This window comes from Vreelandella gomseomensis (assembly GCF_031451645.1).
Taxonomy (GTDB): Bacteria; Pseudomonadota; Gammaproteobacteria; order Pseudomonadales; family Halomonadaceae; genus Vreelandella; species Vreelandella gomseomensis.
The window spans coordinates 1-14,179 of sequence record NZ_JARWAI010000003.1 but is presented as its reverse complement, the minus strand read 5'-3'; the positions used below and the strand labels follow the sequence as shown (position 1 = coordinate 14,179).

The 14,179-nt window shown below is 58.3% G+C and carries 14 protein-coding genes, 1 tRNA gene and 1 pseudogene; 9 read left to right on the top strand and 7 right to left on the bottom strand.

Annotation, left to right across the window (positions count from 1 at the left end; genetic code table 11):
- Positions 1 to 3 precede the first annotated feature (3 nt).
- Positions 4 to 786, bottom strand: coding sequence for a metal ABC transporter ATP-binding protein (locus tag QC815_RS04155; protein WP_230445652.1), 783 nt, complete (start codon positions 784 to 786; stop codon positions 4 to 6).
- Between the two features lie 23 nt (positions 787 to 809).
- Entirely contained in the window at positions 810 to 1,778 is a 969-nt protein-coding gene (locus QC815_RS04150; RefSeq protein ID WP_309767101.1) for a metal ABC transporter solute-binding protein, Zn/Mn family, read from the bottom strand.
- Positions 1,779 to 2,311: 533 nt separating this feature from the next.
- Between QC815_RS04150 and QC815_RS04145 the strand changes: the two genes are divergently transcribed.
- The 8 genes from QC815_RS04145 to QC815_RS04110 all read left to right on the top strand — a co-directional run bounded on the left by QC815_RS04145 (position 2,312) and on the right by QC815_RS04110 (position 9,660).
- A complete protein-coding gene (locus QC815_RS04145; protein ID WP_309767099.1) occupies positions 2,312 to 3,196 on the top strand; it encodes an urease accessory protein UreD in 885 nt (294 codons plus the stop codon).
- A gap of 16 nt (positions 3,197 to 3,212) precedes the next feature.
- Positions 3,213 to 3,515, top strand: coding sequence for an urease subunit gamma (ureA, locus tag QC815_RS04140; RefSeq protein WP_027337131.1), 303 nt, complete (start codon positions 3,213 to 3,215; stop codon positions 3,513 to 3,515).
- A gap of 38 nt (positions 3,516 to 3,553) precedes the next feature.
- Positions 3,554 to 3,874, top strand: a complete 321-nt coding sequence (locus QC815_RS04135; protein ID WP_309767420.1) for an urease subunit beta — start codon at positions 3,554 to 3,556, stop codon at positions 3,872 to 3,874.
- Positions 3,871 to 5,574: an urease subunit alpha gene (ureC, locus tag QC815_RS04130; protein ID WP_309767094.1), complete on the top strand. Its 1,704-nt coding sequence runs from the start codon at positions 3,871 to 3,873 to the stop codon at positions 5,572 to 5,574. Before QC815_RS04135 ends, ureC begins: the two co-directional genes overlap by 4 nt.
- 155 nt (positions 5,575 to 5,729) lie before the next feature.
- Positions 5,730 to 6,278: an urease accessory protein UreE gene (gene ureE / locus QC815_RS04125; RefSeq protein WP_230445656.1), complete on the top strand. Its 549-nt coding sequence runs from the start codon at positions 5,730 to 5,732 to the stop codon at positions 6,276 to 6,278.
- Positions 6,268 to 6,972, top strand: coding sequence for an urease accessory protein UreF (locus tag QC815_RS04120; protein WP_230445969.1), 705 nt, complete (start codon positions 6,268 to 6,270; stop codon positions 6,970 to 6,972). The genes ureE and QC815_RS04120 overlap by 11 nt, the downstream gene beginning before the upstream one ends.
- A 12-nt stretch (positions 6,973 to 6,984) precedes the next feature.
- On the top strand, positions 6,985 to 7,614 hold the full coding sequence (gene ureG / locus QC815_RS04115) for an urease accessory protein UreG (RefSeq protein WP_066320893.1): 630 nt from the start codon (positions 6,985 to 6,987) through the stop codon (positions 7,612 to 7,614).
- 285 nt (positions 7,615 to 7,899) lie between these two features.
- Positions 7,900 to 9,660, top strand: coding sequence for a methyl-accepting chemotaxis protein (locus tag QC815_RS04110; protein WP_309767088.1), 1,761 nt, complete (start codon positions 7,900 to 7,902; stop codon positions 9,658 to 9,660).
- A gap of 92 nt (positions 9,661 to 9,752) precedes the next feature.
- On the opposite strand, the gene QC815_RS04105 is transcribed toward QC815_RS04110, so the two are convergent.
- The 3 genes from QC815_RS04105 to QC815_RS04095 are packed head-to-tail and all read right to left on the bottom strand — an operon-like array spanning position 9,753 to position 12,529.
- Positions 9,753 to 11,015, bottom strand: a complete 1,263-nt coding sequence (locus QC815_RS04105; RefSeq protein WP_309767087.1) for a TRAP transporter large permease — start codon at positions 11,013 to 11,015, stop codon at positions 9,753 to 9,755.
- On the bottom strand, positions 11,012 to 11,536 hold the full coding sequence (locus tag QC815_RS04100) for a TRAP transporter small permease (RefSeq protein ID WP_230445659.1): 525 nt from the start codon (positions 11,534 to 11,536) through the stop codon (positions 11,012 to 11,014). The genes QC815_RS04105 and QC815_RS04100 overlap by 4 nt, the downstream gene beginning before the upstream one ends.
- Complete coding sequence (locus QC815_RS04095; RefSeq protein WP_309767085.1) at positions 11,537 to 12,529, bottom strand: TRAP transporter substrate-binding protein; 993 nt, start codon at positions 12,527 to 12,529, stop codon at positions 11,537 to 11,539.
- Between the two features lie 142 nt (positions 12,530 to 12,671).
- Between QC815_RS04095 and QC815_RS04090 the strand changes: the two genes are divergently transcribed.
- Positions 12,672 to 12,748: transfer RNA gene (locus tag QC815_RS04090), tRNA-Arg, on the top strand.
- Between the two features lie 203 nt (positions 12,749 to 12,951).
- Here the strand turns inward: QC815_RS04090 and QC815_RS04085 are convergent.
- Positions 12,952 to 13,812, bottom strand: coding sequence for an FRG domain-containing protein (locus QC815_RS04085; RefSeq protein WP_309767082.1), 861 nt, complete (start codon positions 13,810 to 13,812; stop codon positions 12,952 to 12,954).
- 17 nt (positions 13,813 to 13,829) lie between these two features.
- Positions 13,830 to 14,179, bottom strand: a pseudogene (locus QC815_RS04080) (hypothetical protein); the annotation flags it as partial.

Here is a 14,179-nt window from a genome sequence, read left to right as displayed (position 1 = left end):
AGGTTACTTCACCTTTGAAGTGGCAAACATTAATGATTCATTCTCATTAAGTAGCGCGATTTGGCCGCCGTAAGCCTGGCGCAGGTGATCGATCTTGAACACCTCCTCGGCCTTGCCGCTGGCGATGACGCGCACGTTGAGTAGCAGTAGCCAGTCAAAGTAGGTGCGCACCGTTTGCAGATCGTGGTGTACCACGATCAGCGTCTTACCCGCGTCGCGCAGGCGGCGCAGGATATCGATAATGGCCCGCTCGGTGGTGGCATCGACGCCCGCCATGGGTTCATCAAGAAAGTACACATCGGCCTGCTGCACCAGCGCACGGGCCAGAAATACGCGCTGCTGCTGGCCACCTGAGAGCTGGCTGATCTGGCGCTCAGCCATTGCGCTCATACCGACCATCTCAAGTGCTTCCTGCGCCTCGTGGCGCTCTTTTCGCCCCGGTCTTCTGAGCCAACCTAGACGCCCGTAAAGCCCCATGGTGACCACATCCAGTGCCGTGGTGGGAAAATCCCAGTCAACGCTTGAGCGCTGTGGCACGTAGCCCACCCGTTTACGCTGCGTGGCGTAGGGCCGCCCATGCACCATCACCTCGCCTGACAACGACGGCACCAGCCCAAGCAGGCTTTTGATCAACGTGCTCTTGCCCGCCCCGTTAGGGCCGACAATGCCGGCCATGACACCGGCGGGGATATCCAGATCGATATCCCAAAGCACGGGCTGGTTATGGTAGCTCACCGTCAGGTTTTTAATGCTCAGTGCGGTGTCTGTAAGGTCGGATGTCGCCATGGATGCACTACCTTATCGAATGCTTATTGAGCGAGTTGCCACTCGCTGGCCCAGTCATTCAGTGCCTTTGGCAGCGGGGCCAAGGAACCGCCTAGCGCCTCGACAATGTGCTGGGTGTTACGGTAGATCATGCCCATATAGGTACCATCTACCGTGCCTTCATCGCCCATGGCGTCGGAGTAAAGCTGGCCGCCGATGGTCACATCATGGCCGCGCTGCCTTGCCGCATCGATCACTGCCTGAATGGTGCGCGGGTTGATCGTGCTTTCGATAAATACCGCAGGCACGTTATGGGCAACGACGCTATCTGCCATGCTACGAATATCGGCGATCCCGGTTTCGGTTTCGGTACTGATGCCCTGAATCCCTTCCACCTCAATGTCATAGGCACGGCCAAAGTAGCTGAACGCGTCGTGGGCGGTGACAAGAATACGCTGCGCTTCGGGGATGCGGGCAATGCTCTCTTTAACCCACTCATGCAGGGCTAGCAACTGAGCCTGATAACGCTCGGTATTGGTTTCAATCGTCGTGGCGCAATCAGGGCGTGCCTCGCTAAATGCATCGCTCAGGGTGGGCAGTGTCTGGGCCCATAAAGAGACATCCATCCACAGGTGCGGGTCGACCCCGTAGACATCCTGAGCGGTGATCAACGACGCCGGATCAATGGAAGCGGGCGCCACGGCAAGCGTAGGTGTTCGTGCCGAGAAATTCTCCAGCACACTCCCCAGCTGTCCTTCCAATGAGTAGCCTGAATAGAGAATGTGGTCGGCGCCTCGCAGCAAGGCCACGTCGCTAGCGCTTGCCTGATACAGATGGGGGTCTACGCCGGGGCCCATCATGGCTTCCACGTTAACGCATTCGCCGCCTACTTCCTGCGCTACATCGGCAATCATCCCAATCGTTGCCACCACGTTTAAGGGTGTTTCATCGGCCGTTGCCAACGAACTTAAAGGCAGCGTTGCCAATAGCACCACAGCATGTTTTGTGACCATGACTAGACTCCAGGCTCGGCATGAGGTGGATGGTAGATAAAGCCGTGTATCTTTCGATGGTTTTTCAGTCAAGAAACAAGTATAGCCTTGGCTAATCCTGTGTCGCAATGACCTCAATGTCAAGCGGATAAAAGGCGCATAAAGGGACTGAGGAGGTCTAGGTGGCCGTCAATAGTGGTGAGCTGCGATACATCGCCTAAGCTGACAAGGTGCGAGGGCTGTCCAAGGCACTGATCAAGCAGCATCTGGCGATGTCATTTATCCTCGCCGGCCCAGTGCTTTGAGTTGGGCGGGCATGACGGCGCCTCGGTCGTTGCGACGGTTCAGCACGGCAGAAGGGAAATCCGCATGGCGTGCCATTGTGGTGCTTTAAAAGCTTTGGATGTTCCTTATTGGTGCAATAAACCTTTGATGACCACCTCGGCTTTCCACTGAGATCTCCGCCAGGTCGGGGTGCCACCGCTTTTCACCATTTTGGCGCATAAATTGCAGTGGTTAGTAAAAGGCTGACTGTAAGGACGCGATAGCACCCCATGATTCTATGCGATATCGCCAACCCCCCGGTTGCCTCTGGCCACCGTTTTGATCAGGGCCGCCACTGGGCGGCGTCGCTTGCGTTGCGGTTTGCGCCACGCAGCGGCGCAACGCGCTTGGTTCACGCCCGCCATCAGGGGCCGCTGCGCGTGCAGCGGCCTTTCTATCCAGAAGGTCGCGGTCAGGCATGCCATGTGTATGTGTTGCACCCGCCCGGTGGGCTGGTTAGCGGCGATGCGCTGGTCATCAGCGCCCATGTGGAGAGCGGTGCCCACGCGCTGCTCACCACGCCCGCGGCCAACAAGCTGTATAAAGCCGACAGCCAGGGCGTCGCCTGGACCCAGCGCACGCAACTCGATGTGGAGGACGGCGCCATCCTTGAGTGGCTACCCCAGGAAACCATCGCCTTTGATGGTTCCAGAGGTGAGCAGCATACCCAGATTGACCTTCACGGCAGTGCCCGCTGCCTGGGCTGGGAGGTCATGGCGCTGGGGCGCCCCGCGAGCGACCTGCCGTATCTTACCGGGCGCATCGAGCAGCAGTTTCGTTTGACGCTGGACGGCAGGCCGTTATGGCTCGAGCGTCAGCCGCTCGATCCTGCTCATCCACGTTTTACCGGGCGGTGGGGCCAGGGCGGTGCCACCGTTCAGGCGACGCTGTGGGCGGTGGGGCTCGCCGATACCGGCGAGGCGATAGAGGCGTTGCGCGAGGCGCTGCCCGACCACCCGCGCTGGGCGGTCACCGCTCGCCATGGCGTATTGCTGCTGCGCTACCTGGGCAACGCCCGCAATGAAGCCTGGGCGCTATGCGAACAGGCCTGGGAGGTACTGCGCCCCCGTTGGATCGGGTGCGAGGCCCACACACCGCGAATCTGGCTGACCTGATTTTCAAGGAGGCACCATGGAACTCACCCCAAGAGACAAAGACAAGCTGCTGCTGTTTTCTGCGGCGCAGCTGGCCGAGCGGCGTAAAGCACGCGGCCTGAAGCTCAACTACCCCGAAGCCGTGGCGCTGATCAGCTTCGAGATCATGGAGGGCGCTCGCGATGGCCGTAGCGTGGCCGATTTGATGAGCTTTGGTCGCGAGATTCTCAGCCGCGATGACGTGATGGAGGGGGTGGCCGAGATGGTCGACGAGGTGCAGGTGGAAGCCACTTTCCCCGACGGCACCAAACTCGTGACCGTCCACACCCCGATCAACTAGTTATCAGCACGCAGGAGGCTGCCATGATTCCCGGCCCAATGATTCCAGGACAGTATCAGTTACAAGAAGGTGATATCGAGCTTTGCGCGGGGCGTGAGCGGATCAGCATCGACGTCGCCAATTCCGGCGACCGACCCATTCAGATCGGCTCCCACTACCATTTTGCCGAGGCCAACCCGGCCTTGGTGTTTGATCGTGACAAGGCGCGGGGCTATCGGCTGGACGTCGCAGCTGGCACGGCGATTCGTTTTGAGCCCGGCCAGACCCGCGAAGTCACGCTGATTCCCTTTGTGGGCAAGCGCGAAATTTACGGTTTCCGTGGCGATGTCATGGGCGCGCTGGAAGGAGAGGCAAAATGAAAATCTCACGGCAAGCCTACGCCGATATGTACGGCCCCACGGTTGGCGACCGCGTGCGCCTGGGCGATACCGAGCTGTGGATCGAAGTCGAAAAAGACGCCACCCACTATGGTGATGAAGTGAAATTTGGCGGCGGCAAGGTCATCCGCGACGGCATGGGCCAAAGCCAGCGCGCCGACGACACCGTGATGGATACGGTCATCACCAATGCGCTGATCTTGGACTGGTGGGGCATCGTCAAGGCCGACGTGGGCATTCAAAACGGCCGCATTGCCGCGATTGGCAAAGCCGGTAACCCGGATACCCAGCCGGATGTCGAGATCGTGATTGGCCCCGGCACCGAAATCATCTCCGGGGAAGGCAAGATTCTGACCGCTGGGGCGCTGGATGCCCATATTCATTTCATTTGCCCGCAGCTGGTGGAAGAAGCGCTGATGAGCGGTATTACCACCATGCTCGGCGGCGGAACGGGGCCGGCCACCGGCACCAACGCCACCACCTGTACCCCTGGCGCCTGGCATATCGGCAAAATGCTCCAGGCGGTGGACGATATGCCCATGAACATTGGCTTGCTGGGCAAGGGTAACGCCAGCCTGCCCGAGTCGCTGGAAGCCCAGCTGAATGCAGGTGCCATGGGCCTCAAACTGCACGAGGACTGGGGCACGACACCCGCCTCGATCAACAACTGCCTTAACGTGGCGGATGTTTACGATGTTCAGGTGGCCATTCACACCGATACCCTGAACGAGTCGGGCTTTGTGGAAGACACCCTGGGGGCCTTTAAAGAACGCTGCATTCACACCTATCACACCGAGGGGGCAGGCGGCGGCCACGCGCCGGACATCCTTACCGCCTGCTCGAAAGCCTACGTGCTGCCGTCCTCCACCAACCCGACGCGGCCCTACACGGTCAACACCATCGACGAACACCTCGATATGCTGATGGTGTGCCACCATCTGGACCCCAATATTCCCGAAGACGTGGCCTTCGCCGACTCGCGTATTCGCCGTGAAACCATCGCCGCCGAGGATATCCTCCACGATCTGGGCGTGATCTCGATGATCGCCTCGGACTCCCAGGCCATGGGGCGGGTCGGTGAAGTGGTCTGCCGCACTTGGCAAACCGCGCACAAGATGAAGGTGCAGCGCGGCCTGCTGCCGGAAGACGAGGGCCTGGGCGCCGATAATTTCCGCGCCAAGCGCTATATCGCCAAATACACCATTAACCCGGCGATCACCCACGGTATCGCCCACGAAGTCGGCTCCATCGAAGTCGGAAAAATGGCGGATCTGGTGCTTTGGAAACCGGCGTTTTTCGGTACCAAACCGGCGATGATCATTAAGGGCGGCATGATTGCGGCCGCCCCCATGGGCGACCCCAATGCGTCGATTCCCACGCCACAGCCGGTGCATTACCGTTACATGTTTGGTGCACTGGGCCGCGCGGCCAGCCAGACCCGGCTCAGCTTTGTCAGCCAGGCAGCATTGGATGCGGGGATTAAAGAGACGCTGGGGCTGAATAGCGAGCTAGCGGCGTGCAAAAACGTACGCCAGGTGCGCAAGCAGGACATGAAGCTCAACGATGCCTGCCCGGATCTGACCGTCGACCCGCAAACCTACGAAGTGCGCTGCGATGGCGAAATTTTGACCTGCGAGCCTGCCACCGAGCTACCGCTGGCCCAGCGGTATCACTTGTTTTGATTGAGGCTATTCCATTTAGGTAGAGGTGACGGGGGTAGGTCGTAGAGAGGGTCTTTTGCCATGGATGGCAAAAGTAGCGTACAGGGAGGTATTCACAGCGCCCTCTCGTAGACCTACCCCCGGCACATCTGCATAGACAGCGAAGGACGCTAGTCATGCTAAAACTGATAGAACGTTTAGGGCCGATAGACGAGAGCGCGGCGAGTGATACACTCACGCTGCCTTTTGAACTACGCATTCGTGGGCGCTTGAAAGCCCAAAGCGATAGTGGCCGCGAACTGGGGCTGTTTCTAGATCGCGGCCCGGTATTGCGTAGCGGCGAAGGCTTAAAATCTGAGAGCGGCGAAGTCGTACGCGTCTGCGCTGCCGTAGAACCGGTGGTGACCGCGCGAGTAAGTGCTGGCTTACCACTGGCGCGCCTTGCTTACCACCTGGGCAATCGCCACGTACAGCTGGCGCTGGGAGAAGATGAAAAAGGCGGCTGGGTGCGCTTCCCGCCGGATCATGTACTGGAAGAGCTCGCCGCGTTGTTAGGTGCAGAATTAGAGCACCACAACGCCACCTTCGACCCTGAGCCGGGCGCTTATAATCAGATTGGCGGCGGTGGTCACTCACATGGTCATTCCCACGGGCACAGCCATTCTCATGACCACGACCACCCTCATGACCATTCGCGCGACCATGAGCATCACCATGCCCACTGATGTCACCCCGCAAAGCGATGAGCTGGCACTTCTGGGGCTGATGCAGCTGGTCAGCCCGTCGCTGCCCATCGGCGCCTTTGCCTTCTCGCAAGGCCTGGAAAGTGCCTTTGAACTTGGCTGGGTAAGTGACGAAGCAAGCCTGGCCGAGTGGCTAAGCGGCGTATTGGAAGACGGCTTAACCCGTTGCGAGTTACCCGTGCTGGCGCGGCTGCATCAGGCCATTGGCCAAGGCGATAGCAATACGATTGCCCAATGGGATACGTGGCTGGCGGCAACGCGCGAAACTGCCGAGCTGGCTGCTGAAGACAGCCGTCTGGGTGCCTCACTCAAGCGTTTGCTGGGTAGCCTGAACTTGATGCCAAGTGAAGGCTCACTACCGCCCTTGTTACCGATCCAATCAGGTTATGTAACCCTGTTTGCGTACACTGCTTATACCCGTGGCGTATCCGTTCGACAAACGCTGCTCGGCTTTGCCTGGGCGTGGCTGGAAAACCAGTTGGCTGTTGCCTGCAAAGCCCTGCCCTTGGGGCATACGGCTGCCCAGCGGGTGATTGAGCAGTTGCGCCCGGCACTGGTCGGTGCCGTTGATCAGGCGCTTTCGCTTGATGACGAAGAGCTCGGCCCCGTGCTACCTGGTTTGGCGCTGGCCAGCGCCTTGCATGAAACCCAATATTCACGACTGTTTAGAAGTTAGGAGATATTCATCATGACGCACTGTTTACGCGTTGGCGTGGGTGGCCCGGTTGGCTCGGGCAAAACCGCGCTGCTCAAGCAGCTCTGCCTGGCGCTGCGCGACCACTACGATATCGCCGTGGTGACCAACGACATCTATACCCGTGAAGACGCCGACTTTCTGCTCAAGCATGATGCGCTGCCGGCCGACCGCATTTTAGGTGTGGAAACCGGCGGCTGCCCGCACACCGCCATTCGAGAAGATGCCTCGATGAACCTGGCGGCCATCGACGAGCTGCAGGAGCGCCACCCCAAACTGGAGCTGGTGATGGTGGAATCCGGCGGCGATAACCTGTCGGCGACCTTCAGCCCCGAGCTTTCGGATCTCACGCTCTACGTGATCGACGTGTCCGCTGGGGACAAGATTCCGCGTAAAGGTGGCCCGGGCATCACCAAATCCGACCTGCTGATTATCAACAAGATCGACATCGCCGAGCAGGTGCATGCCTCGCTGGAGGTGATGGAGCGCGACTCGAAAAAGATGCGCGGCGAGCGGCCCTTTGTGTTCACCAATCTGTACGATGGGGTTGGGCTCGAAGAAATCATCCGCTTCATTCTCGATAAAGGGATGCTGGATGAGCGGCGCACGGCCATCGCGGGCTAACCTGGGGCGGGCATAATAAAAAAGTCGCCCCGACCAGGCGGTTGAAGGGTCGAGGCGACTGAACAAGTCGGGTGGCGTCTAGCCTTAAAACGGGCCGTCCCTGGCCACCACGTCTCTACAGTGGACTCACGAGCCTCTCGTCGCCTTAACTTATGTTATGAACGTCCTGAAATCGCTCTGAATAATCAAAAAATCCTTAAAATAATTAAAGTTGAAATAACGTTTGTCGATAGATGAGTGACAATATTAATCCTAATTTACCAAAAACGTTGGAATGTGTTCACAATGATAACGACTGACTCTCCCGCTCGCGGGGGCTTTAGCTTGCAGACCAAGATCTTGATGCTCGTCCTGATTCCCTTGTTACTGGTCACGGTCGTGCTGGTGGGATTTCAATCCTACAGCTCAACCCAGGACGCTCAAGACGTGCTGGCAGAACAGCGCGAACAATTAGTCGAAGAGCGCCGTCGGGCGGTGCGCGACGTTGTGCAGATGGCCAAGACCGCCATCGAGCCGATTTACGACGACGCCGGTGTCAACGACGAAGAGGCCAAGCAGCAGGTTGCCGAGCTTGTGCGCTCCATGCGCTTTGAAGATAACAACTACATCTTTATCTACGACTATGAGGGTAACAATATCGTGACGGCGCCCGCGCCGGAGCGCGAAGGCACCAACATGATCGACGCGCAGACCCCCGACGGCACCTATCTGATTCGCGAGATCATCGATGTCGCGAAAAGTGGCGGTGGGTTCTACAGCTACGTGTGGGAATATCCAGGTACCGACGACTTTCAACCCAAGCACTCTTATGTTGACCGCCTGGAAAAATGGGACTGGTTGATCGGTGCGGGTGTGTACGTGACCGATGTTGACGAGGCCATGGCCGAACTGGAAGCCACCACGGCGGCCGATGTGCGCCAAGGCATCATCTTCACGGCCCTGCTGGGGCTGGTGTTGTTTAGCGTGGTCGCCCTGGTGGCGTATGTGTTCGTGCGTCGTACCGTTGGGCCCATCAAGCGAACGGCCGCCGCCATGAACGATATCGCCCAGGGCCGAGGTGATTTGACCCGGCGTCTTTCGGTGGAAAGCCGCGATGAAATTGGCGACCTGGCGGTGCAGTTCAACGCCTTTGTCGAACGAATGCAGGATACCCTGAGAGACGTTCGCCACAGTACCACCAGCGTCTACGACTCTGCTGGCGAAATCTCCCGCAGCAGCGAAGAGTTGTCTACGCGAACCGAACAGGCCGCCGCCAACCTCCAGGAAACCTCGGCCTCCATGGAGGAGATCACCTCAACGGTCAATCACAGCGCCGATAACGCCCAGCAGGCCAACAAGCTGGTGCAGTCCACCGCTGAGGTCGCCCACCAGGGTGAAGAATCCATGGCGCAGGTCGAGCGCACCATGCAGGATATCAACGAGTCGGCCAGCCGAATCAGCGATATCATCACCATGATCGATTCCATTGCTTTCCAGACCAACATCCTGGCGCTCAACGCCTCGGTTGAGGCGGCCCGCGCGGGCGAACATGGTCGCGGCTTCGCCGTGGTGGCTCAGGAAGTGCGTATCCTGGCCAGCCGCTCCAGCGATGCGTCCAAGGAGATCCGTGCGCTGATCGACGCTTCGGTACAGCACACCCATTCGGGGTCGGAACTGGTGCGCGATGCCGGTGCCACCATGCGCGAAATCGTCGAAAGCGTCGCCAAAGTCACCGACGTGATCGGCGAGATCACAGCCGGCGCCAAAGAGCAGAGCAGCGGGATTGGCCAGATCAATACTGCCGTGGCCGAGATGGACACCATGACGCAGCAAAACGCGGCGATGGTGCAGGAGTCGACTACCGCCGCCGCCGATATGCGCCGCCATGCGGAGCACCTGAGCGAACTGATCAATTCCTTTGTGCTGGGAGAGGGTGGTGAGCCTGCACAACGTCACCAGGCGTTGCCTGACAAAGCGTCAGCACCCGCCAATGCGTCACTGAAACGTCCGGCGCCCTCATCCAAGCCGACGTCCACCTCAGGCGGTGACGATTGGGAAGAGTTCTAAACATCTGTCGCTGCTGTTGATGTAGATTAAAGGGGCTTGCCAATTGGCAAGCCCCTTTTTTACCAGCCTTGCTATTTTTGCTTCACGCGTGTTTAACCCCCCGACCAGCCAAGCCACATCGGCACGTAAACGACCAATAGCAGCACGCCGATCAACCCCAGCAAATAGGGCACGATAGCCTGGGTGATGCGCTCCAGCGGCAGTTGCGTCACCGAGGAAGCCACGTAGAGGTTGATGGCCACCGGCGGGGTGATCATGCCGATGGACAGCCCCACTACGATAATCAGGCCAAAGTGGATTGGGTCGATGCCCAACTGCAGCGCGAGCGGCAGCAGCACCGGGGTCAGAATGATCAACGCGCTGGCGGTTTCGATAAACACCCCGGTGAGCAGAATCACCGCGACGATCAGTAGCATGATCACGTAAGGGTCGGTGGACAGCGACAGCACCGACTGGGCAATAGCCCCAGGTACCTGCCAACTGGAGAGCGTCCAACTGAGCACCGCCGACATGGCAATCACCAGCATGATCACCGAGGTGGTCATCGCCGAGCGAATCAGCAGTTGGTACACATTGCGGATCGTCAAATCGCGATACACAAACAACGACACCATAATGGCGTAGTTGACCGCCACCACCGCCGCTTCAGACGGCGTGAAGATACCCGAGAAGATGCCGCCAAGGATAATCACCGGCGTCATCAGCCCCCAGCTGGCGTCCTTGAAGGTGCGCAGAATCACCGGCCACGACAGCGGCGTGCCCTTGGGGTACTGCCGCCGGTAGGCCTGGGTAATGGCAATCGCCATCAACCCCAGACCCATCGCCAGGCCCGGCAGAAAGCCGTTCAAGAACAGCTTGGAAACCGACTGCTGGGCGATGACCGCGTAGATGATCATCGGCACCGATGGCGGAATCACCACGCCGATGGTACCGCTGGCGGCGATCAAGCTGGCGGCGGAGGCGGGGTCGTAACCCTTGCGCTTGAGTTCCGGCACCAGGCTCGAACCCACGGCGGCCGTGGTGGCAGCGCCCGAGCCGGAAATCGCGGCAAAGAACATCCCCGCCATGATCGAGACGAGCGACAGCCCGCCGCGCATGAAGCCCACCAATGAATCGGCAAAGCTCACCAGCTTTTCGCTGACCTTGCCCTGGGCCATTAAATCCCCGGCCAGAATAAACATCGGGATCGCCACCAGGGCGAAGGAGTTAATGCCCTGGAACATCTGCTGGGGCACCACCATCAGCGGCACGCCCGCCTGATAAAGCGCAAACAGCGTGCTGGCGCCAATTGCAAAGGCGATGGGCACGTTGAGCAGCATCAAGGCAAAAAACAGCCCGAACAGGAGCATCGTCATGACGGTGTCTCCCGGGGCTCGTGGGTATCACCGGTGACGACCAGTTCAACGGCATCGACCAGGGCGTACCAGGCCATCACGGCGGCGCAGAACGGTACCACGGCGTAGACATAAGACATCGACACGCGCAGCGCCGCCGACTTCTGGAAGCTCTGTACCTGCATGTATTCCAGGCTAATCACCGCCAGGGCAATCAAGAAGGCCACCACCACCAATGAGGCCAGCAGCCGCGCCAACTGCCGCAGCCGAGCGGGCAGGGCATCGACGGCAAAGGTGACCGCGATATGTCGGCCGCGCTGGAAGGCCAGGGTGCCAGCAAGAAACGTCAGCCACACCAGCAGAAAGCGGGCGACTTCTTCGGTCCACTCCACGGCGGTGAACAGTACGCGGGAAATGATTTGTAGTGTGATAACGCCAATCAGGGCCGCCATGGCCATAAACACCACGGGCTGGATGATAGCATCCAGCCCGTGCTCAACACGGCGCAGCCCCGCGATCAGCGCGCGGGCGCGTTGGGTCACTTATTTCAATGCCTCCCGAATGCGCGGTAGATAGTCACCAAACTGCTCGGCGTATTCGTCATAAACCGGCTGCACGGCGTTCTGGAAGGCCTCAATATCCGGCGAATCATTGATTTCCATGCCCGCCTCGCGCAGCTCGGCCAGCTGTTCGGCTTCCATCTCGGCGTTGACATGGCGTTCATGCTCGGCCGCTTCCTGAGCAGCTTCCTCCAGAATTACCTGCGCGTCTTCGGGGAGCTGGTTCCACACGGAAGACCCCATGACAAAAATCGCCGGCGCGTAGGTGTGGCGCGAGAGCGTCATGTAGGTCTGGGTTTCGTCCAGGTTAAACGAGTGGATCACGTTGACCGGGTTTTCCTGACCGTCGATGGTGCCCTGCTGCATGGCCGTCAGTGCTTCAGTCCAGGCCATGGGAATGGCGTTGGCCCCCAGGGCACGGAAGGTATCGGTGTACACCGGGTTTTCCATCACGCGAATGCGCAGGCCATCGATATCTTCCGGCGCATTGACCGCACGTTCGCTGTTGGTCAGGTTGCGGAAACCACGCTCGGCGTAGGCCAGGCCTTTCAGGTTGACCTCGGAGAGCTTGTCCAGCAATTCCTGCCCGATGGGGCCATCGAGCACTTCGTAGGCGGCTTCCGGCGAGGGAAACAGGAACGGCAGCTCAAACACCGCCATTTCCTCGACAAAGTTGGCCACCGGCCCGTTGGTGATCACGCCCATATCGACGGTACCGATCTGCATGCCTTCCAGCAGCGTACGCTCATCGCCCAGCGAGGCGTTGGGGTAGATCTCGATATCCACCTTGCCGTCGGTGCGCTCTTCAACAAGCTCTTCAAACTTGGTGGCGGCGATGTGGAAACCATCCTGCTCGTTCACCACATGCGCCAAGCGCAGGGTAACGGGATCCATATCGTCAACGGAGGCATTAGCGGCACCCACCAGCGCCAGTGAGATGCCCAGTGCCAGCGTGCTACGTACAAATGTTTTCATTTTATTGTGTTCCCAGTGTCTGTCGTGCAAAAGTGCCCACAGAGCATGCATCAAGGCGTGTAAAAGGGTCAATCGGAGCACGGCGTAAAACCCCTGGACGGCTGGACACAGCGCCCGTGCACCGGTAGGATACGCCACCAATGCGCCCGTAGCTCAGTTGGATAGAGTATCGGCCTCCGAAGCCGAGGGTCGCAGGTTCGAATCCTGCCGGGCGCGCCAAGAATATCAAGGGCTTACGTTAATGCGTAGGCCCTTTTCTTTTGTGGTTCTGGCATCTGTACCCACATTGGTACCCACAAACGACTGTAAGCGCGCGGCATATTTGGCACTCCCTCACAGAGTATTTGGCATACCGAAATAGCCAGAAGCGTGCTTTGTTTAGCGGTACCTTTGGCACTGCTCTCAACCTTAATTCATCTAATTTAAGAACATTTGACTAACCGCATGTCTTCAACCTCTCTCGCAACCCCTTCGTAGCCAGGAAACAGTGTCGATCCTTTAACTCCAAAAGCTGCGCAAATCTCCAAAAGATGGCTAGCTTCAGATCGTGGAAGGCTGTATTTGCTCAGCCCTGGCCTCCCGCTTTGTGAAGGCCTATACAGTTCTTCAAAATTTTCTAGAGCCGCATCCGAAGCTTTGCCCCACTGCGCTCCCAAAGCCGTGGCAGTGAAAACTCCATCCTGAGATGCTCTATTTATGCTTACAAAACCTTGCGTTTCGACGTATTTGACCTGAGACCAGTGACGATGATTAGTAATATTCAATGACCAGATGCAAAGCGTGTCTGATTGGGGGGATGGGCATTGTGACTCTCGAAGTGCTTGCGAGGCTGCAAAGTAGGCAGCCACATAAGAACGCTTGCTCCAGTCTAGCAGGCAAGTAGGGATGCCATGATGTTGTGCTGTAGCGAGCACTGGGAAGGCGCTGCTTGAAGGCCAGTCAGCGAAGTCCCCAAAAAGAGAATTATCCAAAAAGTAGTTTTGGAGCTGGTTCCTTAAGTGCGGGCTGTCACCAGGGATCTGTATTCCTGAAGCATCGCAGCCATCAAGAAATGAGTCTAATAACGATAATTCAAAATGCACATGCCCGTTTATTGAAGCCCCTAACTGCGTGTCAGTTGATTCATTGAAGCAAGGACTGTATCTAACAACGCTTGGGATGAGGCCAAAGGAGCTACAACCATGACCGCGAAAGATTCGTTTCGCCCACAGCCCCGTATCTAAAGGCGAGAGATACTCAATAAGCTTACGGGCACATATAAAGTTCTTTTCTTCGTAGGTCATCGTTTTCTTTTTCAAGGTTAAAACAACCCCGCTGGCTCTGCGTCCACATCCCAGCTGAAGATCAGTACCTCTTTGGCTTCTGAGCCTTTGCCGCCGCCGACGGTGTAGCGTATGTCGGTGGTTTCGATGTGGTAGTCCGCGAAGATCCTGCGGATGTCTGGGTGGTCGTTGAGGCTGATGATGGCTTTGCCCTTCAGCTTGGCCAACATGCACGCCATTTCCTCGTACTGTTCTATGCCAAAGGGTACCCCATATCCTTCTGTCTGCCAGTAGGGTTGTAGTGGTTCAATAATTCCGGACACCAACGTAGGTGGTAAGATCGCCACCATAAACGAGGTGTCTGATGACCAGAAAACGACGTTCCTTT